Below are 25,994 nucleotides of genomic sequence, written 5' to 3'. Positions count from 1 at the left end.
GCAACAACGAGGGAACTCTGCATGAAATCCACCCACCTGACCTTGGGCGCAAAACTCTGGGTTTTCGTCGCACTTGTGATGGCCTTGCTGGTGTTCACTCTGATGTTTGCTACGGGCCGCTCCACTGCCTTGCAGGCACGCGCGGACACCGCTTTTGCGGCCCAGAACGAGAAAATCAATTTGGCCCTGCAGTGGTCGGGCCAGGTGGAAACCCAGCTCACCCGCATCATCGCAACCGCCTCCACCGCCGACCCCGCGGTAGACGAGCTGTTCAAAACCCAAATCCCCACGGCCAGCGCACGCATCACCGAGATTCAGAAGCAGGTGGAAGCCAGTGGCCTGAGCGCGGCGGAGAAAACCCTGTTTGACCGCATTGGCGAAGAGCGCAAAGTTGCCTTGGTGTCTTTGGCCAAGATTCGCGATCTCAAGACCGCAGGCGACCAGCCCGGAGCAGCTGCCGAACTGAAGACCAACCTGCAGCCTGGAGTCGACAAGTATGTGAAGTCCTTGCAGGAATTCAGCGATCTGCAAAAAGGCAAAACCGCAATCTTGAACGAAGGTTTTCAGGCGGAGCGGGAAGTCAATGCCTGGGTCTCGCGGGGTCTGGTCGCGTGCTTGCTGGTGCTGCTGGTGGTGGGCACGCTGGTGCTGATCCGCCAGATTCGCCAACCCCTAAAAGACGCCATCGCCGTGGCCGAAAAAATTGCTTCCGGTGATTTGAGTGTGAAGGTGCCTGTAGACCGTGGCGACGAGTTTGGCGAGATGATGCGTGCCATTGCACACATGCAGGACCAGCTGGTGCACCTGGTGTCCGATGTGCGCCGTGGCACCGACAGCATTGCGCTGGCCAGCGAAGAAATCGCCACCGGCAACCAGGACCTGGCCAACCGCACCGAGCAGACTGCCTCCAACCTGGAGAAGACCGCCTCCAGCATGCAGCAGCTCACCTCCACGGTGAAACAGTCCGCCGAATCGGCGCGCCAGGCCAACCAGCTGGCCGCGTCGGCCGCCCAGGTGGCGCAGCGCGGCGGTGCGGTGGTCAGCCAGGTGGTCTCCACCATGGACGACATCAACGCCAGCTCCCGCAAGATCAGCGACATCATCAGCGTGATCGACGGCATCGCCTTCCAGACCAACATCCTGGCGCTGAATGCGGCGGTAGAGGCTGCGCGGGCCGGTGAACAGGGCCGCGGCTTTGCCGTGGTGGCCAGCGAAGTGCGCAGCCTGGCGGGCCGCAGTGCGGATGCGGCCAAGGAAATCAAAACCCTCATCAACACCAGTGTCGAGAAGGTGGACGGTGGCGCCACGCTGGTGGCCCAGGCCGGTCAGACCATGACCGAAATCGTGAGCTCGGTGCAGCGCGTGACCGACATCATGGGCGAGATCACCGCGGCCGCGTCCGAACAGTCCGACGGCATTGCCGAAGTGAACCTGGCCGTGGGCCAGCTGGACCAGATGACACAGCAAAACGCCGCTCTGGTGGAGCAGTCCGCGGCAGCGGCCAGCAGCATGAAGGACCAGGCCCAGCGCCTGGCCCAGGTGGTGGCGGCCTTCAAGCTGGACCACCAGCTGGCCGCGCCCCGCGTGGCTGCCCCTATTCCCAGGGCGCCGCACAAGGCGCCGCCGCGCATCGCCCCGGCCCTGAAGCGCCCCGTGCCTGCCTTGGCTCCCCGCGCTGCTGCCCCCGCGTTGGCGGCCAAACCCAAAGCGCTGGCGCCCAAGCCACGCCCTGCCTTGCAGGTGGCCGCGCCCAAACCCGCCAAAGCCACGACACCCGCCGGTGGTGACGACGACTGGGAAACGTTCTGATCTGCAGTGTCCGTAGGTCACGGCCGCGCTGAGCCTGCGGGCTGCGAAAATCCGCGTATGAACTTTCAATCCATTCTGCTGCCCCTGGGCTGCCTTGCGCTGGCCGTGGCGGGTTACCGCGCCTGGGGCTGGCCCGGCCTGGCGCTGGCACTCGGCGCCCTGGTCATGTGGCAGCTGCTGCATTTCACCCGCATGCTGCAGGTGCTCAAGCGCGCGGCCAACCGCCCCATCGGCTATGTGGCCAGCGCCGTCATGCTGCATTCCAAGCTGCGCCCTGGCCTGCCGCTGCTGCACGTGGTGGCCATGACGCGTGCGCTGGGCCAGCTGGAGTCGCCCCAAGACACGCAGCCCGAGCGCTTTCGCTGGACCGATGGCTCGCAGGCCAGCGTGCTGTGCGTGTTTCTGGGCGGCAAGCTGCAAAGCTGGGAGCTAACCCGACCGTAAAATCAACGGTTTGCAATCTTTGCGACCCACCCCTTACAAGGACACCCACGATGAGCGTACTTCCTTCCTCCATGTCTGACCGCGACGGAAAAATCTGGATGGATGGCCAGATGGTGGAGTGGCGCGACGCCAAGATCCACGTGCTGAGCCACACGCTGCACTACGGCTGCGGCGCTTTCGAGGGCGTGCGTGCCTACAACACCGTGAATGGCCCGGCCATCTTCCGCCTGCAGGAGCACACCGAGCGCCTGTTCAACAGCGCCAAGATCCTGCGCATGAAGATCCCCTTCACCCAAGAGCAAGTCAACGAAGCGCAATGCGCCGTGATCCGCGAGAACAAGCTGGAGTCCGGCTACCTGCGCCCGCTGACCTGGATCGGCGACAAGAAACTGGGCGTCTCGCCCAAGGGCAACACCATCCACCTGATGGTGGCCGCCTGGCCCTGGGGCGCCTACCTGGGCGAAGAAGGCCTGAAGCGCGGCATCCGCGTGAAGACCAGCAGCTACACCCGCCACCACGTCAACATCACCATGACGCAGGCCAAGGCGGTGAGCAACTACACCAATTCCATCCTGGCCAACATGGAAGCCACCGACGACGGTTACGACGAAGCGCTGCTGCTGGACAGCTCGGGCTTTGTGTCCGAAGGCGCGGGTGAGAACATTTTTGTGATCAAGAACGGCGTGATCTACACGCCCGACCTCTCGGCCGGTGCGCTGAACGGCATCACCCGCAACACCGTGTTCCATATCGCCAAGGACCTGGGCCTGGAGATCGTGCAAAAGCGCATCACGCGTGACGAGGTGTACATCTCCGACGAAGCCTTCTTCACCGGCACGGCTGCTGAAGTGACGCCTATCCGCGAGCTGGACCGCATTGAACTCGGCAGCGGCTCGCGCGGCCCGATCACCGAAAAAATCCAGACGGCGTTCTTTGACATCGTCAACGGCCGCAATCCGAAATACGCCCACTGGCTCACGAAAGTCTGAGACCCATGACAAACGCAAAAATTGAACTGCTGGCCAAAGACCTGAACCACCAGGGCGGCGTGTTCTGCCCCAGCCCGCTGGCCGACATGAAGACCTGGAACACCCACCCCAAGGTCTACCTGGACGTGGCGCACACCGGTGAAGCCAAGTGCCCCTATTGCGGCACGGTGTACAAGCTGAAAGACGGCGAACACTTCGGCGGTGGCCACTAGCGCCCTGGTCATCGCGCCCCAATGGATTGGGGACGCGGTGATGACCGAGCCGCTCATGCGCCGCCTGGCGGCGCGTGGTGAGCGACTCACCGTTGGGGCCTTGCCCTGGGTGGCGCCGGTGTACCGCGCCATGCCCCAGGTGGCCGAGGTCATTGAATTTCCGTTTGCCCACGGTGGCCTGCAATGGACCGCCCGCCGCGCAATGGCCAAGGCGCTGCAGGGCCGTTTTGACACCGCCTACGTCTGCCCCAACTCCCTCAAAAGCGCCCTGATCCCCTGGTGGGCTGGTACGCCGAAGCGCGTGGGCTATTCCGGCGAGACCCGCTGGGGCCTGCTGAACCAGCGCCTGCCGAATCCGCCCGAGGGCGAACGCCCGCCCATGGTGGCGTTCTACTCCGCACTGAGCGGTGAAGCGGGTCTGGACACGGACCAACCCCATTTGCAACTGGCTCCCGGCGCAGCAAATAGCGCGCTGGCCGCGCAGGGCCTGCTGGCCCAGGGTTTTTATGTGCTGGCACCTGGTGCTGAATACGGCCCGGCCAAGCGCTGGCCGGCCGCCCACTTTGCCGCGCTGGCAAGCCAATTGGCGCTGCCCGTGCTGCTGCTGGGTTCGGGCAAAGATGCCGAGGTGTGCGCTGAGATCGCCAGTGCGGTGAACGCCAAGCAGCCCGGGCATTGCCGCGACCAGGCGGGCAAAACCACGCTGGACCAGGCGATTGCGCTGATTGCCTCGGCCAAAGCCATGGTCAGCAACGACTCCGGCCTCATGCACGTGGCCGCCGCCTTTGGCGTGCCACAGGTGGCGGTGTTTGGCTCGTCCAGCCCGCTGCACACGCCTCCGCTCAGCGAGCGGGCTACCGTGCTCTGGCTCAAGAATGACCCCAGCTACCAGCCCCCGCTGGACTGTGCGCCGTGCTTTGCCCGCGAGTGCCCGCTGGGCCACACGCGTTGCCTGGTGGACATTGCACCGGCCAAAGTGCTATCGTATTTGTAGCTTCTCGCGCAATGGTTACGGGGACTAGAGCCTGTTTAGATAGGTAAATGCTCGGACATTCTTGAGGGCCAGTTTTTGTGCCAATCTAAGGGTTTGTATTAATTAAAACCTATTGATTTACTTTTCCGTCGAACTACACTTTCCCGCAGATTCCCGAGGCCGGCGTGCTTTGGGACCCGTTGGCAACCGTATTCGGACGGAAAGACATGCACTACAAAACACTCTGCCTGCTGGCCGTTCTGGCGCTGGCAACGGCACCAGCCCAACCGCAAACCCCGGTTCTCATCGGCCTCATCACCAAAACCGACACCAACCCCTTCTTCGTGAAGATGAAAGAGGGCGCCAAGGCCGAGGCCCGCAAGCTCGACGCCCGCCTGCTGGTGGCCGCGGGCACGCAGGACGGTGACACCGCCAGCCAGATTGCTGCCATCCACCGCATGGCGCTGGCCGGGGTCAAGACCATCCTGATCGCCTCCAACGGCGATGCGGTCATTCCGGCCATCAAAAAGGTGCAGGCCAGTGGCGTGCAGGTGATCGCGCTGGACAGCCCGATTGACGGGGCCGATGCGCTGTTTGCCACCGACAACTACCAGGCTGGCGTGCTGATTGGGCAATACGCCAAGGCCGCGCTGGGCGCCACGCCCGCGCGCATTGCGACGCTGGACCTGTTTCCCGGCCACCCGGTGGGCGCGCAGCGGCACAACGGCTTTATGCGCGGGTTTGGCCTGCCGGCGCCTGACGCGGTGAGCCTGGAGCTGGGCACCGACAAGGCCGTGGTCTGCCAGGCCGATAGTTTTGCCGACCAGGGCAAGGCGCGCGCGGCGATGCAAGCCTGCTTGCAAAAGTACCCCGACATCAACGTGGTCTACACCATCAACGAGCCTGCCGCTGCCGGCGCCCATGAGGCGCTGGTGTCGCGCGGCAAGGCACAGGGCGTGCTGGTGGTGTCGGTCGACGGCGGCTGCAGCGGCGTGGCCGATGTGGCGCTGGGCCATATTGCGGCCACCTCGCAGCAGTACCCGCTGCGCATGGCGGCCAAAGGCGTAAATGCCGGCGTGGAGTACGCCCGCACCGGGCGGCGCACCACGGGCTATGTGGACACCGGCGTCAACCTGATCACACGCACAGCCGTGCCGGGTGTGGAAAGCAAGGACGTCGCAGCGGGCACACAACTTTGCTGGGGGAAAAAATGATGCGCCACCCAATTGTTTCGACCGTCGCGCTCGCCGTGTTGACAGGCACTGTTTCGCTGGCCGCCTGGGCCAAGTGCGACAAAAAGCCCACGAAGCCCGACACGCTGTACCAGGAGGTGGCGGGCAGCCAGGGGGCGGAGGTCAAAGACCCCGGTTCGCACTTGGTGTGGCAGCGCTGCCTGGTTGGCAAGCAGTGGGATGCTGCCGCCCAGCAGTGCACGGGGGCCGCCAAAAAGATGAGCTGGCAGGCGGCCATGACCCCGCCCCCCTCTTCGGGGCAGGGCGCGGCGTCACGCTGGCGCCTGCCCAGCTATATCGAGCTACTGACCCTGGTGGACTTGAACTGCAGTGGTCCCGCGGTCAATGCGCGCTGGTTTGGCGACAACGACGCGAGCTACCTGTGGTCCAGCTCCAGCTACGAGCAACTGGCCGACTACGCCTGGGGCCTGAAATACGCCCGCGGTGAAATCATCTATGACAGCAAGGTCGAGGAATTCCAGGCCCGGCTGGTGCGCTTTGCCGATTGAAGGACCCCCATGCACGCCAACAACATCCGCATCGCCACCCGGCTGGCCCTCTCGTTTGGCGCCCTGATCGGCGTGGTGGCCCTGGTGGCGCTGTTTGGCGCCTTCATCGCCAAAAACACCAACCAGTCCATCCGCGCCATCTACACCGACAGCCTGATCCCGCTGCGCCAGCTCACCAGCATTGCCGACACCTACAAAGTAGAGGTGCTGGACAGCGCCAACAAGGTGGCACTGGGCGGCCTGGAGCCCAAGGCCGCCCACACCAAGGTCAGCCAGGGGCTGGCCGCGGCGGCCACAGCGTGGGCCACCTACACCGCGCACGCACAGACCGAGGACGAGCGCAAGGGCATTGCCAGCATCAACGCGCTGCTGGAGAAGGCCCAACCCACGCTGGCTGAGCTGGTGGAGGCGCTGGACAAGGGCGACCGCTACAAGGTGTCGCTGGTCATGCTGAACCTGGACGACATGGTGACCCCAGTGGTGAAAGAGCTGAACACGCTGATGGCGCTGCAGTTGCAGCATGTGGAGGGCCAGTACACCGAGGCCAACCAGCGTTACGAGGGCAGCATTGCTGTGTTCTTCGTCACCGTGGTGCTGGCCTTGGTGGCGGGCAGTGTGGCGGCCTGGCTGATGACCAAGGCCATTACCCATCCGATCAACCGCGCAGTGGAGATCGCGCGCGATGTGGCCGAGGGCGATCTGCGCAAGGACATTGAATGCGAAGGCCGCAGCGAAACCGCGCTGATGCTGGCCGCACTGAAGGCCATGCAGGCGAGCGTGGTGCAGGTGGTGGCCACGGTGCGCAGTGGTTCCGAGGGTGTCGCGACGGTGAGCGCAGAGATCGCCCAGGGCAACAACGACCTGTCGGCGCGCACGGAGCGCCAGGCCAGCTCGCTGGAAGAAACGGCCGCGTCTACCGCGGCACTGAACGACGCGGTGCGCCAAAATGCCGACAACGCCAAAAAGGCCAACCAGCTGGCCCTGAATGCCACCGAGGTGGCTATGGCCGGGGGCAAAACCGTGGCGCAGGTGATCCAGACCATGGAGGGCATCAACCAGTCCTCCAAAAAGATTGGCGACATCATCAGCGTCATCGACGGTATTGCCTTCCAAACCAATATCCTGGCGCTGAACGCAGCGGTGGAGGCGGCACGCGCCGGCGAACATGGCCGCGGCTTTGCCGTGGTGGCCAGCGAGGTGCGCTCGCTCGCGGGCAGCAGTGCCGATGCCGCCAAAGAGATCAAAAAGCTCATCAACGAGAGCATGCAGCGCGTGCAGCAGGGCTCGGCCTTGGTGGACCAGGCGGGCGCCACCATGGGCGACGTGGTCAGCGCCATCCAGCACGTGACCGATCTGGTGGGCGAGATCAGCGCCGCCAGCCAGGCGCAAAGCGACGGTGTGGCCCAGGTGGGGGAGGCGATTGGCGAGCTGGACCGGGTGACGCAGCAAAACGCCGCCCTGGTGGAGCAAATGGCGGCTTCGGCCATGGATTTGCGCCACCAATCCACTGCTTTGGTGGATTCGGTCAGCGTTTTCAGGCTCCCAGCCGTTACGGGTATGCTGCAGGAAATGCCGCGCTTGCTGGCGGCGTAAAACTGCGCACAAAAAAAAGCCACCCGAAGGTGGCTTTGTAAAGTCCCCGAAGGGACGTCGTTGGAACCTGTTGAAGGAAACCTATTGGTGGTTTCTCTTCGATCCTTGTGAACTGTGACAGCAGCTGGGTTGAACTTTAGGCGTTGCAAACCGAAAGCGGTATCCCCCATTCGGGTGAATTTGCGATCTTTTTTGTAAATAAATCGTGGTTTTTGTACCGCCGCTGAACTTTTTGGGCGTTTAGCCCTCCGCGATAACCCAATCGGCCCGGTGTCGGCTTGCCTCAATGCGTTTTGCATTGGGTTCGTCGGTCTGCGCCATCCAGGCCAGCGCCTCTTCACGGCTGCGGCCAAACTGCATGTGGCGCGCCAGCAGGCGCGCGTGGCGCAGCTCGGGCTCCACGTCCAGGTACCACACCTCATCCAGCAAAGCACGTGCGCCAGCCCAGCCGTCGTCCTCCAACAGCAAGTAGTTGCCCTCCGTGATCACCAGCGGTATGTGGGACTCGATGGCAATTGCGCCCGCGACCGGCTCCTCGATGGCACGGCGGAAGTCCGGCCCATAGATGGTGGCATCGCCCAGCACCTGCTGGCGAACGCGCTGTAGCAGCGCCACAAACCCTGCGCTGTCAAACGTGTCCGGTGCGCCCTTGCGCTGGGCACGACCCAGGCGCTCCAGCTGTGCCTGCGCCAAGTGAAAACCATCCATGGGCAGGTACTGGCTGTGCGGGGCGAAATGGGCGGCCAACCCCTGGGCCAGGGTGGACTTGCCCGCCCCCGGCGGGGCCACGATGCCCACGACGTTGCGCCGGCCCGTGGCCAGTAGCCCGGCCATGCGCTGCACGGTATCAACAGGGGGTAAAAAAAGTACCAATGGGTTAGGGTTTTCCATAACTAAAGCAACTTGATTTAAGTAGATGAAAAGAACTATAGTCCATCCACGCCGTGACCGACAGCGTAATTCCCCGGGGGGCTCACCCCCGACATTCCAGCCCAAAACAAGGTCGCACAGACCGAGGAGCAATCGCATGAAAACGTCCACCACCCTGATCCTGACCGCCCTGGCCCTGGCCACCAACGTCGCGTTTGCCGCTGACCAGCCCATCATTGGCCTGATCACCAAAACCGAAACCAACCCCTTCTTCGTGAAGATGAAGGAAGGCGCCGAAGCCGAAGCCAAGAAAATCGGCGCCAAGCTGCTGACCGCCGCCGGCAAGCAAGACGGCGACACCGCCACGCAAATCGCCGCCATCGAAAACATGGTGTCTGCCGGTGCCAAGACCATCCTGATCACCTCCAGCGGCGACGCCATCATCCCCACCGTGAAAAAGGTGCAGGCCAAGGGTGTGCAAGTGATCGCGCTGGACAGCCCGTTTGACGGCGCCGACGCCCTGTTCGCCACGGACAACTACAAGGCCGGCGAGCTGATTGGCCAGTACGCCAAGGCCGCCCTGGGTGGCAAAAAAGCCGTGATCGCCACGCTGGACCTGTTTCCTGGCCACCCCGTGGGTGCCCAGCGCCACAACGGTTTCATGAAGGGTTACGGCCTGCCCGCCCTGGACGCCAAGTCCAACGAACTATCCAAGGACGCCGCCGTGGTCTGCATGGCTGACAGCTTTGGCGATGCGGCCAAGGGCCAGACCGCCATGGAAAACTGCCTGCAAAAGAACCCTGACATCAACCTGGTCTACACCATCAACGAACCTGCAGCCGCCGGTGCCTACAACGCACTGAAGAAGGCCGGCAAGGAAAAAGGCGTGACCATCGTGTCGGTGGATGGCGGTTGCCAGGGCATCAAGGACACCACGGCCGGTGTGATTGCTGCGACCTCGCAGCAATATCCCCTGAAGATGGCCGCCATGGGTGTGGCCGCAGGTGCTGACTATGCCAAGGGCGGCAAGAAAGCCTCCGGCTATGTGGACACCGGCGTGACCCTGATCGCTGGCAAGTCGGTTGCTGGCGTAGACAGCAAGGACACCAAAGTGGGCCTGGACCTGTGCTGGGGCAACAAGTAATCTGACCTGCGTATCCGCGTGATCCTCTGAGAAGAAAGGCGTGCCACGGCGCGCCTTTCTTTCTGTTTCTTCTTTGCTTTATTCGTTTTCTGCAACTACGGTATTTCGCTATGAATACATCCACCCGCCATATTCCTTGGGGCGCGCTGGGGCCCTGGCTGGCCCTGGCGGCCGCATGCCTTTTCTTCGCCACCCAGTCCGACCGTTTTCTGACCGGTGAAAACCTGTCGCTGGTGGTCCAGCAGGTCATGGTGGTGGGTGTGCTGGCCATCGGCCAAACCCTGATTATTTTGACGGCCGGCATCGACCTGTCCTGCGGCATGGTGATGGCGCTTGGCTCCATGGTGGTGACCAAGCTGGCGGTGGAAAACGGCTTGCACCCCGCGCTGGCCATGGTCTGCGGCGTCGCGGTGACCAGCCTGTTTGGCCTGCTGAACGGCCTGTTGGTAACCCGCGCCAAGCTGCCGTCGTTCATCGTGACCCTGGGCACCATGAACATTGCGTTCGCCGTGACCCAGCTCTACTCCAAATCGCAAACGGTGACGCACCTGCCCACCTTCCTGACGGACATCGGCAATACCTTCACCGTGGGCGGCACGGAAGTCAGCGTGGGCACGCTGCTGATGGTGGGCCTGTACCTGCTGGCCTGGCGCACGCTGTCAGACACGGCTCCAGGTCGACACCTGTACGCTGTGGGCAACAACACCGAGGCCGCGCGCCTCACCGGTATCAACGTGGACCGCGTGCTGATCGGTGTGTACGTGATGGCGGGCTTCTTCTACGGCATCGCCGGTCTGTTGTCGATTGCGCGCACCGGCGTGGGCGATCCGCAAGCGGGTCAGACCGAAAACCTGGACACCATCACCGCAGTGGTGTTGGGCGGCACCAGCCTGTTTGGCGGGCGCGGCATCATTTTGGGCTCGCTGGTGGGTGCCATCATTGTGGGTGTGTTCCGCAATGGGCTGACGCTGATGGGCGTGGCCTCGGTGGTGCAGACGCTGATCACCGGTGTGCTGGTCATTCTGGCCGTGGCCACCGACCAAATGTCGCGCAAAGGAGGCCGTTGATATGAACGCCCCCCAACAACATACTTTGGTCATGCAGGCCAAAGGCATCGTCAAACGCTATGGCCAGGTGACGGCGCTGGACGGCACCGACTTCGAGCTGCGCGCCGGAGAAATTCTGGCGGTGATTGGCGACAACGGCGCGGGCAAGTCCTCGCTGATCAAGGCCCTGTCGGGTGCCACCGTGCCCGACGAAGGCGAGTTGCTCCTGGACGGCAAGCTGGTGCACTTCAAGTCCCCCATCGACGCACGCCGTGCCGGCATCGAGACCGTGTACCAGGACCTGGCCGTGGCCCCGGCGATGACGATTGCCGAGAACCTGTTTCTGGGTCGTGAGCTGCTCAAGGACCACCCGCTGGGCCGAGCCCTGCGCCTGCTGGACAAAAAAGCCATGCTGGCCCAGGCCGTGCAGCGCATGAATGACCTGAAGGTCGGCATTCGCTCGATGACGCAGGCGGTCGAGACCTTGTCCGGCGGCCAGCGCCAGTGCGTGGCTGTAGCGCGTGCGGCGGCGTTTGCGCAGCACGTGGTCATCATGGACGAGCCCACTGCCGCGCTGGGCGTGAAGGAGGGCAATATGGTGCTGGAGCTAATCCGCCGCGTGCGCGACAAGGGCCTGCCGGTAATCTTGATCAGCCACAACATGCCGCATGTGTTCGAGATTGCTGACCGCATCCACATCCAGCGCCTGGGCAAGCGCGCGGCCGTGGTCAACCCCAAGGTCATCAGCATGAGCGACACTGTGGCGGTGATGACAGGAGCCAAACTGGTGGAAGAGTTGCCTGCAGAAGCGCTGGCTTAAGCCGGTGAGGCCCTAGCCTGCATGCCCCGGATGCCGATGCAGCCGGGGCATGAAAATGTTTTCAGCAAGCTGGCGGACATGGGTGAAAATCATCCCACCATGAACTTTGCCGACACCCTATCTCCCGCCCGCAGCGATGCCAGCGCTGCGCCTGCCGCGGCATCGCCGCCTGTGTTGCGGCCACGCGGCTCCAACCATGTGGGCATGCGCCAGTTCAATGAGCGCGTGGTGTTGCAGGCGGTGCGCCTGAACGGCAGCTTGCCCAAGGCTGACCTGGCCCGCCTGACCGGGCTCACGGCACAGACCATTGGTCTCATCACCACCCGACTGGAAGACGACGGCCTGCTGCTCAAGCAGGACCGTGTGCGTGGCCGCATTGGCCAGCCCTCGGTGCCGCTAACGCTGAACCCGGACGGCGCGTTCGCCATGGGCATCAAGATTGGCCGGCGCAGTGCGGACTGGCTGCTGGTGGACTTCACCGGCAAGGTGCGGGTGCGCGAGACACTAGCCTACGATTTCCCCGATGCCGATGTGTTGCTGCCCATGGTCCAGTCGCACATGCGCACCATCCTCGACGGCATGGGGCCATTGGCCTCGCGCCTTGTGGGGGTGGGTGTGGCCGCACCGTTCAACCTGGGCGGCTGGCACAAGATGCTGGGCCTGTCCGAGGCGGTGTCCGACCAGTGGAACCATATCGATTTGTGCGCCCAGGTGCAGGCCATGACCGATGCGCCCGTGAGCTTTGCCAAGGACACCTCGGCGGCCTGTGTGGCCGAATTGGTGGCGGGCCGGGGGCGCGACCTCAAGAGCTTTCTCTACCTGTTTGTGGATACCTTTGTGGGTGGCGGGCTGGTGCTCAATTCGCACTTGCACGGTGGCATCCACGGCAATGCGGGCGCGGTAGCGTCCATGCCGCTGGGTGTGGCCGAAGGCAGCGCACCGCCCGAGCAGTTGGTGGCCCATGCCTCGCTGTGGGAACTGGAGCAGCACTTCAAGGCAGCCGGGCTGGAGGCCAGCGCGGCCTATGACGACCGTGCCATGACCGGTGCTTACGCGGTGCACACCCACGCCTGGATTGCCAGCGCCGCGTTGGGGCTGGCGCACAGCGTGGTCAGCGCCACGGCGTTCCTGGATATTGATGCGGTGGTGATCGATGGCTCGTTCTCGCGCGCCATGCTGCAGCGCTTGATCGAGGAGACCGGCACCGCGCTGCGACGCTACAACTGGGAGGGTCTGTGGCCCGCCACGGTAATTGCGGGCAGCATTGGCTCCGACGCGCGCGCGCTGGGCGGCGCACTGCTGCCGTTGCACGAAAACTTCGCCCCTGACCGCGACCTGTTTCTCAAAGTCGCACCCTGAGCCGCGCAGGCTCAGGCGGTTTCCTCAGGCTGCTTGGGCTGCTGAGAGCGGCAGGCGAATCTCAAAACACGCACCGCCGCCGACGCGGTTGCTGCAGGTCACCCCACCGTGGTGGCGCAGCGTGATGGACCTGACCAGCGCCAGACCCAGGCCCACCCCACCATCGCGTTCGGAAGCACCAGGCAGGCGGTAAAACGGCTCAAAGATGCGGCTTTGCAAGGCCTCAGGCACGCCGGGCCCCCGGTCGCACACGCGCACGATGGCGTGCGTGCCGTCTTGCTCCAGCTGCAGGCTGACCTCGCCTGCGCCATAGCGGCGGGCGTTTTCCAAGAGGTTGCGCACCGCGCGACGCAATAGCTTGGCGACGCCGGGCACCACCAGTTCGCCGGTCGTGGCTTCCAGCGCGGCCTGGGTGCGGGCGCACTCCTCGGCAGCCAGGCCGACCAGGTCCACGGGCTCGATGGTGCCCAGGTCTGCCTCCTTCGCGTCCAGCCGGCTGGCCAGCAAAATCTCTTCGATCAGCTGGTCCAGCTCACTGATGTTGCGCGAAATCTCTTGTTTGAAGCTGGGGCTGGGCGTGGCGCCCATGAGTTCCAGCCCCATGCGGATGCGCGTGAGCGGTGAGCGTAGCTCGTGCGAGGCATTGGCCAGCAGCGACTTTTGGGAGGCCAGCAGCGATTCATGCGACTTCACCAGCGTTTCAATCTGCTGGGCCGCGCGGTTGAAGCGCGAGGCCAGAAAGCCCACCTCATCGTCCCCCGTCATGGGCACGCGCACGCTCAGATCCCCATCGCCCCAGCGCTCCACGCCGTTTTGCAGGGTTTCCAGCCGACGCGTCAGGCGGCGCACGATGGGGTAGGTGCCCAGGGCCACGGCCACGGCGACCAGCCCCAGCGTCCACAGAAAGCCAAACGGCGCGCGCATGCTGGACTGTGGGGGGCGCGGCAGGTGCAGGTGCATGGTCTGGCCGTCCTGCATGCGCACCAGAAATTCAGGGCCGCGGCCAAACCGGCCGGGCGCGTCGTCATCGGGGCCATCACCGGGTGGCTCGCCCGTGGGGGCTTGTTTGTCGTCTGGTGGTGAGGGCGGCGGCCCGCCAAACGGGCGGTCCAGGCGCCAGCCTGAAGAGGGCGGCCTGCGCAGGCGGGCCTGGCCATTGCCAATCACCTCGCCCGCTTCGTTGCGCACGACCACTTCACGCAGCGGTGGCTCGGCGGCCATACGCCAGGCCCAGCCCACCAGCATGGTGAGTACGACCACGGCCAGCACCACGGCCAGCCAGATGCGGACGTACAGCTTGTTGAAGAACATGCTCAGTCCTGCTGGCGCGCGAAGACGTAGCCCACGCCGCGCACGGTCAGGATGCGTTTGGGGTCCTTGGGGTCAGCCTCAATGGCGGCGCGGATGCGGCCCATGTGCACGTCGATGGAGCGGTCAAAGGCGTCCAGTTCGCGGCCGCGCACGGCTTCCATGATCTGGTCACGCGTGAGCACGCGCCCGGCGCGCTCTGCCAGCGCCACCAGCAGGTCGAACTGGTACGAGGTCAGGTCGCACGCCGCACCCGCCACCACCACGGTGCGGGCGTCGCGGTCGATTTCCAGCGTGCCAAAGCGCAGGGTCTTGCCGTTGGGCGTGGGGTTGTCCACCTTGCGGCGCAGGATGGCGCGGATGCGCGCGAGCAGCTCGCGTGGCTCAAACGGTTTGGGCAGGTAGTCGTCAGCGCCAATTTCCAGGCCGATGATGCGGTCCATGGCATCGCCCTTGGCCGTCAGCATCAGCACCGGCACGGTGCTCAGCGGTGCGGGCAGCGCGCGGATGCGGCGGCAGACTTCCAGGCCGTCGATATCAGGCAGCATCAGGTCCAGCACCACGAGTTCAGGTGCAGCGCCGGCCGGGGGCTGGGTCAGGTGGGCCAGGCCGCTCAGGCCGTCGCCGCAGTGGTTGATGGAAAAGCCGGACTGTTCCAGGTACTCAGCCACCATGGAGGCCAGGCGGGCGTCGTCTTCGATCAATAGCAGGTTTTGGGGCATGGCGGCAGTCTATCGCCGCAGCCCCGTATCCGCCATGCCTGCGGTTTGAAGCAGCGGTAAAGTTAGGTAAAAATCGCTACCAAAATAATAGCTGCTCGCGCAATGCTAACGGGGGCTAGAGGGCGATTTGATGCGTGAAGCGAATCCCACCAGCACCAGCACGGGCACCCCCAGCAGGGCGGTGCCCGTGAAGAAGCTGGGGTAGCCAAAATGGTCCACGTACATGCCCGAATAGCCCGCCAGGAACTTCGGGGCCAGTAGCATCATGGAGCTGAACAGCGCGTACTGTGTGGCCGAGTAATTGACGTTGGTCAGCGAGGACAGGTAGGCAATGAAGGCCGCGCTGGCAATGCCGCTGGACAGGTTGTCGGCCGAGATGACGAACACCAGCGCGCTCAGGTCGTGCCCCCGGCTGCCCAGCCAGGCAAACAGCAGGTTGCTACCCGCGCTCAGGGCTGCGCCCAGCATGAGCACGCGCATCACGCCCAGCCGCAGCGCCATCACCCCGCCAATGAAGGCGCCCACCAGCGTCATGATCACGCCAAACACTTTGCTGACGGCGGCCACCTCGTCCTTGGTGAACCCCAGGTCCACATAAAACGGGTTCGCCATGATGCCCATGACCACATCGCTGATGCGGTAGGTGGCAATCAGCGCGAGGATCAGTACCGCCTGCCAGCGGTAGCGGCCCACAAAGTCGGTGAACGGTTCCACCAGGGCGCCACGCAACCACTCGGCGGCGTTGCGAGCCGGGGCCAGTGCCTGCCGCACGGGCTCGCGGGAGAACAGCACGGTCAGCACGCCCGGCAGCATGCTGGCGGCCATGACTAGGTAGGCGGTGCGCCAGGCACCGTACTGGTAAAGCGCAGCATTGGGAACCTCGGCCCGAGCGGCGATCCACAGGGCACCGGCACCGGCCCAAATCATGGCCAGCCGGTAGCCCGCCTGGTAGACAGCGGCCAGCGCGGCCTGGTGTTCGGTGTCGGCCGACTCGATGCGGAAGGCATCCAGCGCAATGTCTTGCGTGGCCGAACCAAACGCCACGGCCACCGCGCAATAGACCATGGGCGCCAGTGCCAGCGTGGGGTCGGTCAGCGCCATCATCACCAGCGCGACCATGATGATGGCCTGCGAGAGCAGCAACCAGCTGCGTCGGCGGCCCAGCAGGCGCGTGAGCACGGGGATCGGCAGGCGGTCCACCAGCGGGGACCACACCCACTTGAAGCCGTAGGCCAAGCCCACCCAACTGAGAAAACCGATGGTGGTGCGGTCTACCCCGGCCTCGCGCAGCCAGAAACTCAGCGTGCCAAACACCAGCAACAGCGGCAGGCCCGCCGAGAAGCCCAGCGACAGCATGCGCAGCGAGGCGGGTTCGGCGTACACCCGCAGGGTGGCGAGCCAGCCGGTGGGTGCGGGGGAGGGCGGCGTGGTGCTAGGCTGGGACATGCGGGAATAATACCTGTCACATTCGCAGGCATGCGGTGCCAACCGCGAGGAGTTCCATTGAGTAACGAGGGCAAGCCCGAACCCATCACCAGCCCGGTGCGCAAAAGCCGCGCCTCCGGCCGCATCACGCTGGACGACGTGGCGCGGTCCGCGGGCGTGAGCCGCATCACTGCGTCACGCGCACTGCGCGCCGAGCGCAGCGTGGACAAGGCGCTCGTGGCGCGGGTGGAAACCGCAGCACAGGCACTGGGCTACGTGCCGGACCCGGCGGCCCGTGCCCTGGCCAGCGCGCGCAGCAACATCGTGGTGGTGCTGATTCCCCTGCTATCGAACCACCTGTTTGTGGACCTGTTGGAGGCCGTGCACCGCACGCTGCACCCGGCGGGCTATCAAATCCTGATCGGCGTGACCCACTACGACGCGGCCGAAGAAGAAGCCCTGCTGGCCAGCTACCTGGCGCACCGGCCTGCTGGTATTCTGGTCACAGGCACCGAGCGGACCGCGCGCAGCCGCGCCCTGCTGGCAGGCAGCGGCGTGCCCTGTGTGCACCTGATGGAGATTTCGCAGGACCCTGCGCTGCACTGCGTGGGGTTCTCGCAGGCGGACGCCAGCCGGGCCATGACCGAGCACCTGCTGTCCACGGGTCGCCGCCGCATTGCGTTTGCGGCCGCCCAGCTGGACCCCCGGGTGCTGCAGCGGCTGGAGGGCTACCGCCAGGCGCTGCAAGCTGCGGGCCTGCACGACTCCACACTGGAATGGCTGCGTAGCGAGCCGTCATCGCTGGCGCTGGGTGGGGAACTGCTGACCAACCACCTGAAAGACTACCCCGACGTGGATGCCATCTTCTTTTGCAATGACGATTTGGCGCAGGGCGGTTTGCTGGCAGCGCTGCGCCTGGGTATTGCGGTACCGCAGCGGGTGGCCATTGCCGGTTTCAATGACCTGGCCGGCAGCGACCAGATGTTGCCCGCACTGACCACCATCCGCACGCCGCGGGCCGAGATTGGCGAGAACGCCGCGGCCATGCTGCTGCAGCGCATGCGCGGCGATACGGTGGCGGCCAGCTGTGTCGATGTTGGCTGGGAACTGAAAGTAAGGCAAAGCACATGAAACAAACAACAACGCGAAGTGGCGCGCGCCATTGGGGTGCCACGGTCCTGCTGGCCACGGCGCTGTGGGCCGCAGCCCCTGTGGGCGCCCGTGAAGGGGTGGACGTGGGGGGCAATTCGGCGTTCAGCAACCTGGTGTCGGCTGAAGAGGTAGAGCACGCTGCGGCGCAGCAGTACGCCCAAATGGTGTCGGCCGCCGCCTCCAAAAACGCCGTGGGCGGCAAGGACGATCCACAGGTGCGGCGCCTGCGCGCCATCGCACGCCGCATCATTCCGTTCACGCTGAGCTGGAACGCGCGCGCCAAGGCCTGGACCTGGGAGGTCAACCTGCTGGGCTCCAACCAGATCAACGCGTTTTGCATGCCGGGCGGCAAGATTGCGTTCTACAGCGGCATTCTGCAAAAGCTCAAGCTCACCGACGACGAGGTGGCCATGGTCATGGGCCACGAGATTGCCCACGCGCTGCGCGAACATGCGCGTGAACGCATGGGCAAAAACGCCGCCACGGGGCTGGGAGCCAGTTTGCTCAGCCAGGTGCTGGGCCTCGGCCAGGTGGGGCAAACGGTGACGCACTACGGGGCGCAACTGCTGACGTTGAAGTTTGGCCGCGAAGACGAGTCCGAGGCCGACCTGGTGGGCATGGAGCTGGCCGCCCGGGCGGGTTTTGACCCGCGGGCGGGCATCACACTGTGGCAAAAAATGGGCGCAACCAACAAGGGGGCGCCCCCGGAATGGCTGTCCACCCACCCGTCCGGCAACTCCCGCATTGCAGACATTCAAGCGGCATTGCCACAGGTCATGCCTCTGTACGAGAAGGCCAAGCGGACGCCTGCCGCAGCCCCCTAGGCCGAGTTTTTGCGCAAAAAGTGATGAATATCACGCCGGATTAGCTCTTTCGGACTACGCCCCCTCGATTTGTAACTGCGAAAATTACGTCTAGTTACAAGTACGGGAGTCCAATGAAAAATCTAAAAGCCTTTGTGAGTGTGTCCACCGTGTGGGCCGCTTTGGTCAGCCCCGCCGCCATGGCCACTCCGGTGCCTGCGGGCCCCACGTTCTCGTCGGTGGGTGGCCATAGCACCCATCTGGGCAACGACTTTGATCCGACCTGGGTCGCTGGCTTCAGTGCCGCCGGCTTCAACCTGCACAACATGCAGAAAAGCGGCGAGCTGGTGTTGAGTTCCGCTGCCACCCTGTCGTTCAGCTTTGTGGGCAAGGAAGCCAGCTTCAACAACGGCTTTTACTTTGGCAACAGCGATGGCGCCGTGATCAACTCCACCACCAACAGCGCAGGCGCGTATACCTTTGACGCAGGCTCCAAGATTGGTGGCGCACTGGACTTCTGGTTCAAGTCCAACAACCTCGGCGGCGCCATTCACAATGGTGCCGACGCCTTGGGCCTGATCCTGTCGCATGACAAGAAGAATGCTTTGGTGCTGTTCAATGACAACTACCGCGGTGACAAAGACTACGACGACATGATCATCAAGATCTCGATCACCACGCCAGTCCCTGAACCCGAAACCTACGCACTGATGCTGGGTGGCTTGGCGCTGTTGGGTGCCGTGGCACGCCGCCGCAAGAACGGCGTCTAAGCGGCACGCAGACAAAAAAAGGGCCCTCAAGAGGGCCCTTTTTCATGGCGGGGAGGGCTTAGAGACCGAAGTCGTAGCTGATGGTGATTGGTGCGTGGTCCGAAAACTTCTCGGTCTTGTAGATGTCCACCGTGCGGGCGCCTGCCGCCAAGCTAGGGGTGGCCAAGTGGTAGTCCAGCCGCCACCCCACGTTGTTGGCATAGGCCTGGCCGCGGTTGCTCCACCACGTGTAGCACGCATCGGTAGTGTCGGGTTCCAGTTGGCGGTAGACGTCAACAATGCCGCCCTCACTGGTCAGCTTGGTCACCCAGGCCCGCTCTTCGGGGGTGAAACCGCTGTTCTTCTGGTTGCTGCGCCAGTTCTTCAAATCCACTTCGCGGTGGGCGATGTTGATGTCGCCGCACAGAATGAAATCGCGCTCGGCCTTGAGCGCCTGCAGGTGCGGGTACATCGCGCCCAGAAACCGGAACTTGGCCAACTGGCGCTCTTCCCCCGACGAGCCACTGGGAAAGTAGGAGCTGATGATGGAGTGTTTGCGCGACGGGGTGTCAAAACGCAGTTCCACGTAGCGGCCTTCGCCATCGAACTCTCCCCCATCAAAGCCGATCACCACGTCGCTGGGCTCCAGATGGGTATAGACGCCCACGCCCGAGTAGCCTTTTTTCTCGGCAAAGTGAAAATAACCCTTGAGCCCGGCCAGGGACTCGAACTTGTCGGCCACATCGGCGGCCTGGGCTTTGACTTCCTGCACGCAAATACAATCGGGCCGGGCCTGGGCGAGCCAGGCTTCAAGCCCTTTGCTGGTGGCGGAGCGAATGCCGTTGAGGTTGAGGCTGGTTAATTTAAACAAGGAATACTCCCATGTCGGATCGAGACCCGTTGGCGCAGGATTTTGTGCGGTTTGCCGTGGATTGCGGGGTGCTGCGGTTCGGCGAGTTCAAAACCAAGGCCGGGCGCATGAGCCCCTACTTCTTCAACGCGGGCCTGTTTGACGACGGTGCCAAACTGGGGCGTTTGGCCGAATTCTATGCCCAGCGTTTGCTGGCCAGCGGCATGGAGTTCGATATGGTGTTTGGCCCCGCCTACAAGGGCATTCCTTTGGGCGCTGCCGTCGCTATCGAGCTGGCGCGGCAGGGCCGCAATGTGCCGTTTGCCTACAACCGCAAGGAAGCCAAGGACCACGGCGAGGGCGGCACCTTGGTCGGCGCGCCGCTGCAGGGCCGGGTGCTGGTGATTGATGATGTGATGTCGGCTGGCACCGCCGCCCGCGAATCCATTGCCATCATCCAGGCCGCGGGTGCTACGCCCCATGCTGTGTGCATCGCGCTGGATCGCCAGGAAAAAGCCACCGAAAACGGGCAGGACGTGCCCTACAGCGCCGTGCAGTACGTGCGCAACCAGCTAGGCCTGCAGGTATGCGCAATTGCGAAGCTGGGCGATTTAATGCAGTATCTGGAGTCCCGCAATGGGTCCGGCTCGGATGCGGACCACCAAAGGGTGCTGGCCTACCGCCAGCGCTATGGCGTGGAAGAAGGAGACGCATGAGAAGAACTATGAAGGCCGTGCTGGTGTGTCTGGCGGCTATGGGGACAGTGGTCACTGCATGGGCGCAAAACGCACCCATCGCGGGTGGCGTTTACACCTGCATCGATGCCAAAGGGCGCAAACTCACGGCCGACCGGCCGATTCCGGAATGCGTAGACCGTGAGCAAAAGGTGCTGAACCCCAGTGGTACCGTGCGCGCCAAGGTGGGCCCCACGCTGACCGCGCAGGAAAAGGCCGAGCTGGAGCAAAAGGAAAAACGCGCGCAAGAAGAGCAGGGGCGTGCGGCCGAGGAAAAGCGCCGTGACCGTGCGTTGCTCACGCGTTACCCCAACAAGACGGTGCACGACCAGGAGCGTGCCGATGCGCTGGCACAGATTGCCGCGGTGACCAAAGCGGCCACCACCCGGTTGGAGGAGCTGGTACGCCAGCGCGTGGCGATTGACGAGGAGATGGAGTTCTACAAAAAGGACCCCAGCAAGGCGCCCGCCTACCTGCGCCGCCAGTTTGACGAAAACACGCAAAGCCAGTCGGTGCAAAAACGCTTCATTGGCGAGCAGGATGCCGAGTCCAAACGCGTGAATGCACGGTTTGACGACGAGTTGGTGCGCCTGCGCCAGCTCTGGGCCCAGCTGGGGCCCGCAGCCAAATAAAAAAAGGCCTCGCAAGAGGCCTTTTTTTCCGGGCAGCGCTTCTACGGCGTGCGTTAGGCGAGCTTGCTGCGCAACAGGTCGTTCACCTGCTGTGGGTTCGCCTTGCCCTTGCTGGCTTTCATGATCTGCCCCACCAAGCCGTTCAGCGCCTTCTCGTTGCCGGCCTTGAACTCCGCCACGTTCTTGGCGTTGGCTGCCAGCACCTCGTCGACGATCGCTTCCAATGCGCCGGTGTCGTTCATTTGCTTGAGGCCCTTGGCTTCGATCACCGCGTCCACATCGGTGGCGCCGTCCCACAGCGCATCGAACACCTGCTTGGCGGCGCTGTTCGAGATGGTGCTGTCGCTGATGCGTGCGACCAGTTGTGCCAGGGTCTGCGCGGACACTGGCGAATGCTCAATGGACAGGTCTTGACCATTGAGCCGACGCGCGAGCTCACCCGTGATCCAGTTGCTGGCCAGCTTGGCTTGGCCACTGGCTTTGGTGGCCGCTTCGAAGTAGGTGGCGAGCGCCAAGCTCTGCGTGAGCTGCGTGGCGTCGTACTCGCTCAGGCCGTACGTGGTTTCAAACCGCTGTGCCATGACACGCGGCAATTCGGCCATTTGCCCGCGCACATCTTGCACCCACTGCTCCGAAATACATAGCGGCGGCAGGTCGGGGTCGGGGAAGTAGCGGTAGTCCGCTGCGTCTTCTTTGGTCCGCATGGCACGCGTCTCGCCCGTGTCGGGGTTGAACAGTACCGTGGCCTGCTGGATCGCGTGGCCGTCTTCGATCTGCTCAATCTGCCAGCGCACTTCATAGTCGATGGCCTGCTGCATGAACTTGAAGCTGTTCAGGTTCTTGATCTCGCGCCGCGTGCCAAGTGGGCTGCCGGGCTTGCGCACCGAGACGTTGGCATCGCAGCGGAACGAGCCTTCCTGCATGTTGCCGTCGCAGATACCGATCCAGGTCACGATCTTGTGCAGTTCCTTGGCATAGGCCACCGCCTCTGCGCTGGAGCGCATGTCGGGCTCGGTCACGATCTCCAGCAGCGGTGTGCCGGCACGGTTCAGATCGATACCGCTTTGGCCAATGAAGTCTTCGTGCAGCGATTTGCCCGCGTCTTCTTCGAGGTGGGCACGCACCAGGCGAACCGATTTTTTCTCATCACCGAGGAAGAATTCCACGGCACCGCCTTGCACCACCGGAGTCTCAAACTGGCTGATCTGGTAGCCCTTGGGCAGGTCGGGGTAGAAGTAGTTCTTGCGCGCAAAGATGCTGCGCGGCGCAATGTGGGCGCCGATCGCCAGACCAAACTGAATGGCACGTTCGACGGCGCCCTTGTTCATCACGGGCAGCGTGCCAGGCAGGGCCAGGTCCACCGCGCAGGCCTGCGTGTTGGGCTCGGCACCAAATGCGGTGCTGGCGCGCGAAAAAATCTTCGATTGGGTCGAGAGCTGGGCGTGGGTTTCAAAGCCGATGATGACTTCGTAGCCGTGCACCAGCGGGCCCGTGGGGCGGCCCTGTTGTTGTGCTTCAAATGTGTTCACGGTTTCGCTCATGGTCAGAATCCTGCGGGCTTGGCCAGGTGGTAGTCGGTCGCTTGCTGGAAGCGGTGCGCGGCGTTGAGCAGGCGCGCCTCCTGGCAGTAGTTGCCCAGCAGCTGCATGCCAATAGGTAAGCCCTTGTCAGCCTCCGCCTTCGCAAACCCCACGGGGATGCTCATGCCGGGCAGGCCAGCCAGAGAGCCGGAGAGCGTAAAGATGTCCGCCAGGTAGTTGGCCACAGGGTCGTCCGACTTTTCGCCAATCTTCCAGGCCACGGTGGGGGCCACGGGACCGGCAATCACATCGCAGTCCTTGAAAGCGTTCTGGAAGTCGTCGGCAATCATGCGGCGGATCTTTTGTGCCTGCAGGTAGTAGGCGTCGTAGTAGCCGTGGCTCAGCACATAGGTGCCAATCATGATGCGGCGCTTCACCTCGTCGCCAAAGCCCTCGGCGCGCGTTTTCTTGTACATGTCGGCCAGATCGCCATGCTGCTTGGCGCGGTGGCCAAACTTGACACCATCAAAGCGGCTCAGGTTGCTCGAAGCCTCGGCTGGCGCAATGATGTAGTACACCGGAATCGACAGCTCGGTGCGTGGCAGCGTGATGGGCACGAGCTTGGCGCCCAGCGCTTCGTACTGCTTGAGCGCGGCGTCGACGCTGGCGCGCACATCGGCGCTCAGCCCTTCGCCAAAAAACTCCTGGGGCACACCAATACGCAGGCCTTCAATGGAGTCGTTCAGCTGGAGCGCAAAGTTCTCGGCGGGCACGTCCAACGAGGTGGAATCGCGGTCCGGGTCGGGGCCGCACATGGCCGAAAGCAGCAGCGCGCAGTCTTCAGCACTGCGCGCCATGGGGCCGGCCTGGTCCAGGCTGGACGCAAAGGCCACCATGCCGTAGCGCGAGGCCCGGCCATAGGTGGGCTTGATGCCGGTGATGCCGCAAAAGGAGGCGGGCTGGCGAATCGAACCGCCCGTGTCGGTGCCTGTGGCGGCAGGTGCCAGACGGGCGGCGACCACGGCGGCACTGCCACCCGACGAACCGCCTGGGATGCGCTCGGTATCCCAGGGATTGCGCACCGGTTGCAGGCTGTCGCTGCCCAAGGGCGCGATGGCGGAGTTTTCGTTGCTGGAGCCCATGGCGAACTCATCGCAGTTGAGTTTGCCCAGGGTGACGGCGCCGGCCTGGGCCAGCTTGCCCACCACCGTGGCGTCAAACGGCGAGCGGTAGCCCTTGAGCATGCGCGAACCGGCCGTGGTGGCAAAGTCACGCGTCACAAAAATATCCTTGTGCGCGATGGGCAGGCCCTCCAGCGCGCCTGGGGTACCCGCCGCGATGCGCGCATCGGCGGCACGGGCTTGCGCCAAGGTTGCGTCTTCGTTGGTGTCGACATAGGCGCCCAAAGCGGCATGGTCACGGCCGCGCTGCAAAAAGTGCTGGGCGGCTTCAACAGCCGACACCTGCTTGGTCTGCAATGCCTGGGTCAGTTCTTGCACGCTGAGGTCGTGCAAGGCAGTGTGAGAGAGGGGAGTCGTCATAGGGGCTGCGGTTTACTCAATGACCTTGGGGACCAGGAACAGGCCGCGTTCCACGGCAGGGGCACTTCGCTGGTTGGCTTCGCGCTGGTTGGCTTCGCTCACCACGTCGTCGCGCAGGCGCAGGGTGACGTCCCGGATGGCGGCCACCGGGTGTGCCAGCGGTTCGACACCGGTAGTGTCTACCGCGCGCATCTTTTCCACGATGCCGAAAAAACCATTGAGTTGTGAGAGCAGGCGCTCACTCTCTGCCGTCTGCAATTCGAGGCGGGCCAAATTGGCGATGCGTGCGATATCGGAAGATGTCAGGGACATGGGAGTAGAAGAGTTGAAACCAAGGGTAAATCGTGCGGAAACGTTGTCCAGCGGGCGAGTTGTTCACAGGCGATGGGGTATTATCCTGCCTTTGGCGCGGGGGCCGTTTTCCTGCGGACTTTGACGCCAAGCTTACGATTTGAAACGCTAATACCCGGCGATGCGGGGCCGAAGTGCCCGGCGTGCCTGAGAGGACTTGTAATGTTTGGAGCTTTCCGTCGGTACTTCTCCACCGACCTGGCGATTGACTTGGGTACCGCCAACACCCTGATTTTTGTACGCGACAAGGGCATCGTGCTCGACGAACCCTCGGTCGTCGCCATCCGCCACGAAGGCGGCCCCCAAGGCAAAAAAACCATCCAGGCCGTAGGCCGCGAAGCCAAGGCCATGCTGGGCAAAGTGCCTGGCAACATCGAAGCCATTCGCCCCATGAAAGACGGCGTGATTGCCGACTTCACGGTGACTGAGCAGATGCTCAAGCAATTCATCAAGATGGTGCATCCCCGTGGCGTGTTCAAGCCCAGCCCCCGCATCATCATCTGCGTGCCCTGCGGCTCCACCCAGGTTGAGCGTCGCGCCATCCGCGAATCGGCCCTCGGCGCTGGCGCCAGCGATGTGTACCTGATCGAAGAACCCATGGCAGCCGCCATCGGTGCCGGCCTGCCGGTATCCGAAGCCTCCGGTTCCATGGTGGTGGACATCGGTGGTGGTACCACCGAGGTCGGCGTGATCTCGCTGGGCGGCATGGTCTACAAGGGCTCTGTGCGCGTGGGCGGTGACAAGTTCGACGAAGCCATCATCAACTACATCCGCCGCAACTACGGCATGCTGATTGGTGAACCCACTGCGGAAGCCATTAAGAAGCAGATTGGTTCTGCGTTCCCGGGCTCTGAAGTCAAGGAAATGGAAGTGCGCGGACGCAACCTGTCCGAAGGCGTGCCCCGCAGCTTCACCATCTCTTCCAACGAAATCCTGGAAGCCCTGACCGACCCGCTGAACAACATCGTGTCGGCCGTGAAAAACGCGCTGGAACAAACCCCTCCCGAACTGGGGGCCGACATTGCCGACCGCGGCATGATGCTCACCGGTGGTGGCGCGCTGTTGCGTGATCTGGACCGCCTGCTGGCCGAAGAAACCGGTCTGCCCGTGCTGGTGGCCGAAGATCCTCTGACCTGTGTGGTGCGCGGTTGCGGCATTGCGCTGGAACAGATGGAACGCCTGGGTTCCATTTTCACCAGCGAATAAT

The 25,994-nt window shown here is 63.7% G+C and carries 26 protein-coding genes; 18 read left to right on the top strand and 8 right to left on the bottom strand.

Features of this window, described 5'->3' with window-relative positions; genetic code table 11:
- Positions 1-21: 21 nt before the first annotated feature.
- The 8 genes from AC097R_RS00295 (at position 22) to AC097R_RS00260 (ending at position 7,761) form a co-directional block, all read left to right on the top strand.
- Positions 22-1,809, top strand: a complete 1,788-nt coding sequence (locus AC097R_RS00295; RefSeq protein WP_479595529.1) for a methyl-accepting chemotaxis protein — start codon at positions 22-24, stop codon at positions 1,807-1,809.
- 57 nt (positions 1,810-1,866) lie between these two features.
- Positions 1,867-2,253, top strand: a complete 387-nt coding sequence (locus tag AC097R_RS00290; RefSeq protein WP_479595528.1) for a glycerate kinase — start codon at positions 1,867-1,869, stop codon at positions 2,251-2,253.
- 50 nt (positions 2,254-2,303) lie between these two features.
- Positions 2,304-3,242 carry a branched-chain amino acid transaminase gene (locus AC097R_RS00285; RefSeq protein WP_479595527.1) on the top strand — a complete coding sequence of 313 codons (939 nt, stop codon included), beginning with the start codon at positions 2,304-2,306 and terminating at the stop codon, positions 3,240-3,242.
- Between the two features lie 5 nt (positions 3,243-3,247).
- Positions 3,248-3,454, top strand: coding sequence for a zinc-finger domain-containing protein (locus AC097R_RS00280; RefSeq protein ID WP_479595526.1), 207 nt, complete (start codon positions 3,248-3,250; stop codon positions 3,452-3,454).
- Positions 3,444-4,448 (top strand): lipopolysaccharide heptosyltransferase II, encoded by a 1,005-nt coding sequence (waaF, locus tag AC097R_RS00275; RefSeq protein WP_479595525.1) that lies wholly within the window; start codon positions 3,444-3,446, stop codon positions 4,446-4,448. The genes AC097R_RS00280 and waaF overlap by 11 nt, the downstream gene beginning before the upstream one ends.
- A 206-nt stretch (positions 4,449-4,654) precedes the next feature.
- Complete coding sequence (locus tag AC097R_RS00270; RefSeq protein ID WP_479595524.1) at positions 4,655-5,641, top strand: substrate-binding domain-containing protein; 987 nt, start codon at positions 4,655-4,657, stop codon at positions 5,639-5,641.
- Positions 5,641-6,168: an Lcl C-terminal domain-containing protein gene (locus AC097R_RS00265; protein ID WP_479595523.1), complete on the top strand. Its 528-nt coding sequence runs from the start codon at positions 5,641-5,643 to the stop codon at positions 6,166-6,168. Before AC097R_RS00270 ends, AC097R_RS00265 begins: the two co-directional genes overlap by 1 nt.
- Positions 6,169-6,177: 9 nt before the next feature.
- Entirely contained in the window at positions 6,178-7,761 is a 1,584-nt protein-coding gene (locus tag AC097R_RS00260; RefSeq protein WP_479595522.1) for a methyl-accepting chemotaxis protein, read from the top strand.
- 240 nt (positions 7,762-8,001) lie between these two features.
- Here AC097R_RS00260 and AC097R_RS00255 read toward each other — a convergent pair whose 3' ends face one another.
- A complete protein-coding gene (locus tag AC097R_RS00255; RefSeq protein WP_479595521.1) occupies positions 8,002-8,595 on the bottom strand; it encodes a nucleoside/nucleotide kinase family protein in 594 nt (197 codons plus the stop codon).
- 193 nt (positions 8,596-8,788) lie between these two features.
- On the opposite strand from AC097R_RS00255, the gene AC097R_RS00250 reads away from it, so the two are divergent.
- The 4 genes from AC097R_RS00250 to AC097R_RS00235 all read left to right on the top strand — a co-directional run bounded on the left by AC097R_RS00250 (position 8,789) and on the right by AC097R_RS00235 (position 13,000).
- Positions 8,789-9,775, top strand: coding sequence for a substrate-binding domain-containing protein (locus AC097R_RS00250; protein WP_479595520.1), 987 nt, complete (start codon positions 8,789-8,791; stop codon positions 9,773-9,775).
- 110 nt (positions 9,776-9,885) lie between these two features.
- Positions 9,886-10,842, top strand: coding sequence for an ABC transporter permease (locus AC097R_RS00245; RefSeq protein WP_310342664.1), 957 nt, complete (start codon positions 9,886-9,888; stop codon positions 10,840-10,842).
- A gap of 1 nt (position 10,843) precedes the next feature.
- Positions 10,844-11,641, top strand: a complete 798-nt coding sequence (locus AC097R_RS00240) for an ATP-binding cassette domain-containing protein (RefSeq protein WP_477892727.1) — start codon at positions 10,844-10,846, stop codon at positions 11,639-11,641.
- A gap of 99 nt (positions 11,642-11,740) precedes the next feature.
- A complete protein-coding gene (locus tag AC097R_RS00235; RefSeq protein ID WP_479595519.1) occupies positions 11,741-13,000 on the top strand; it encodes an ROK family transcriptional regulator in 1,260 nt (419 codons plus the stop codon).
- Positions 13,001-13,024: 24 nt separating this feature from the next.
- Here AC097R_RS00235 and AC097R_RS00230 read toward each other — a convergent pair whose 3' ends face one another.
- The 3 genes from AC097R_RS00230 to AC097R_RS00220 all read right to left on the bottom strand — a co-directional run bounded on the left by AC097R_RS00230 (position 13,025) and on the right by AC097R_RS00220 (position 16,476).
- The gene (locus AC097R_RS00230; RefSeq protein WP_479595518.1) at positions 13,025-14,311 is read right to left on the bottom strand and encodes a sensor histidine kinase; all 1,287 of its coding nucleotides are present in this window, start codon (positions 14,309-14,311) and stop codon (positions 13,025-13,027) included.
- Positions 14,312-14,313: 2 nt separating this feature from the next.
- Positions 14,314-15,030, bottom strand: coding sequence for a response regulator (locus AC097R_RS00225; RefSeq protein WP_479595517.1), 717 nt, complete (start codon positions 15,028-15,030; stop codon positions 14,314-14,316).
- A gap of 105 nt (positions 15,031-15,135) precedes the next feature.
- Entirely contained in the window at positions 15,136-16,476 is a 1,341-nt protein-coding gene (locus AC097R_RS00220; protein ID WP_479595516.1) for an AmpG family muropeptide MFS transporter, read from the bottom strand.
- Between the two features lie 57 nt (positions 16,477-16,533).
- On the opposite strand from AC097R_RS00220, the gene gntR reads away from it, so the two are divergent.
- From gntR to AC097R_RS00205, 3 genes are all read left to right on the top strand, one after another.
- On the top strand, positions 16,534-17,586 hold the full coding sequence (gntR, locus tag AC097R_RS00215) for an HTH-type transcriptional regulator GntR (RefSeq protein ID WP_479595515.1): 1,053 nt from the start codon (positions 16,534-16,536) through the stop codon (positions 17,584-17,586).
- Positions 17,583-18,431 carry a M48 family metallopeptidase gene (locus AC097R_RS00210; protein WP_479595514.1) on the top strand — a complete coding sequence of 283 codons (849 nt, stop codon included), beginning with the start codon at positions 17,583-17,585 and terminating at the stop codon, positions 18,429-18,431. The genes gntR and AC097R_RS00210 overlap by 4 nt, the downstream gene beginning before the upstream one ends.
- Positions 18,432-18,544: 113 nt before the next feature.
- Positions 18,545-19,180 (top strand): PEP-CTERM sorting domain-containing protein, encoded by a 636-nt coding sequence (locus tag AC097R_RS00205; protein WP_479595513.1) that lies wholly within the window; start codon positions 18,545-18,547, stop codon positions 19,178-19,180.
- A gap of 58 nt (positions 19,181-19,238) precedes the next feature.
- On the opposite strand, the gene AC097R_RS00200 is transcribed toward AC097R_RS00205, so the two are convergent.
- Positions 19,239-20,030, bottom strand: a complete 792-nt coding sequence (locus tag AC097R_RS00200; RefSeq protein WP_479595512.1) for an exodeoxyribonuclease III — start codon at positions 20,028-20,030, stop codon at positions 19,239-19,241.
- Positions 20,031-20,041: 11 nt separating this feature from the next.
- Between AC097R_RS00200 and pyrE the strand changes: the two genes are divergently transcribed.
- Positions 20,042-20,725 (top strand): orotate phosphoribosyltransferase, encoded by a 684-nt coding sequence (gene pyrE, locus AC097R_RS00195; RefSeq protein WP_479595511.1) that lies wholly within the window; start codon positions 20,042-20,044, stop codon positions 20,723-20,725.
- Complete coding sequence (locus AC097R_RS00190) at positions 20,722-21,375, top strand: DUF4124 domain-containing protein (protein ID WP_479595510.1); 654 nt, start codon at positions 20,722-20,724, stop codon at positions 21,373-21,375. The genes pyrE and AC097R_RS00190 overlap by 4 nt, the downstream gene beginning before the upstream one ends.
- 53 nt (positions 21,376-21,428) lie before the next feature.
- On the opposite strand, the gene gatB is transcribed toward AC097R_RS00190, so the two are convergent.
- From gatB to gatC, 3 genes are read right to left on the bottom strand one after another with little or no spacing between them, the layout of a single operon-like run.
- Complete coding sequence (gatB, locus tag AC097R_RS00185; RefSeq protein WP_479595509.1) at positions 21,429-22,916, bottom strand: Asp-tRNA(Asn)/Glu-tRNA(Gln) amidotransferase subunit GatB; 1,488 nt, start codon at positions 22,914-22,916, stop codon at positions 21,429-21,431.
- A 2-nt stretch (positions 22,917-22,918) separates the two neighbouring features.
- A complete protein-coding gene (gene gatA / locus AC097R_RS00180) occupies positions 22,919-24,436 on the bottom strand; it encodes an Asp-tRNA(Asn)/Glu-tRNA(Gln) amidotransferase subunit GatA (RefSeq protein ID WP_479595508.1) in 1,518 nt (505 codons plus the stop codon).
- A 12-nt stretch (positions 24,437-24,448) separates the two neighbouring features.
- Positions 24,449-24,748, bottom strand: a complete 300-nt coding sequence (gatC, locus tag AC097R_RS00175) for an Asp-tRNA(Asn)/Glu-tRNA(Gln) amidotransferase subunit GatC (RefSeq protein ID WP_479595507.1) — start codon at positions 24,746-24,748, stop codon at positions 24,449-24,451.
- Between the two features lie 201 nt (positions 24,749-24,949).
- On the opposite strand from gatC, the gene AC097R_RS00170 reads away from it, so the two are divergent.
- Positions 24,950-25,993: a rod shape-determining protein gene (locus AC097R_RS00170; protein ID WP_029709391.1), complete on the top strand. Its 1,044-nt coding sequence runs from the start codon at positions 24,950-24,952 to the stop codon at positions 25,991-25,993.
- The last annotated feature ends 1 nt before the right edge of the window (position 25,994 follow it).

Source organism: Rhodoferax sp. ZS1R25 (assembly GCF_056521335.1).
This window is presented reverse-complemented; position numbering and strand designations above follow the sequence as displayed.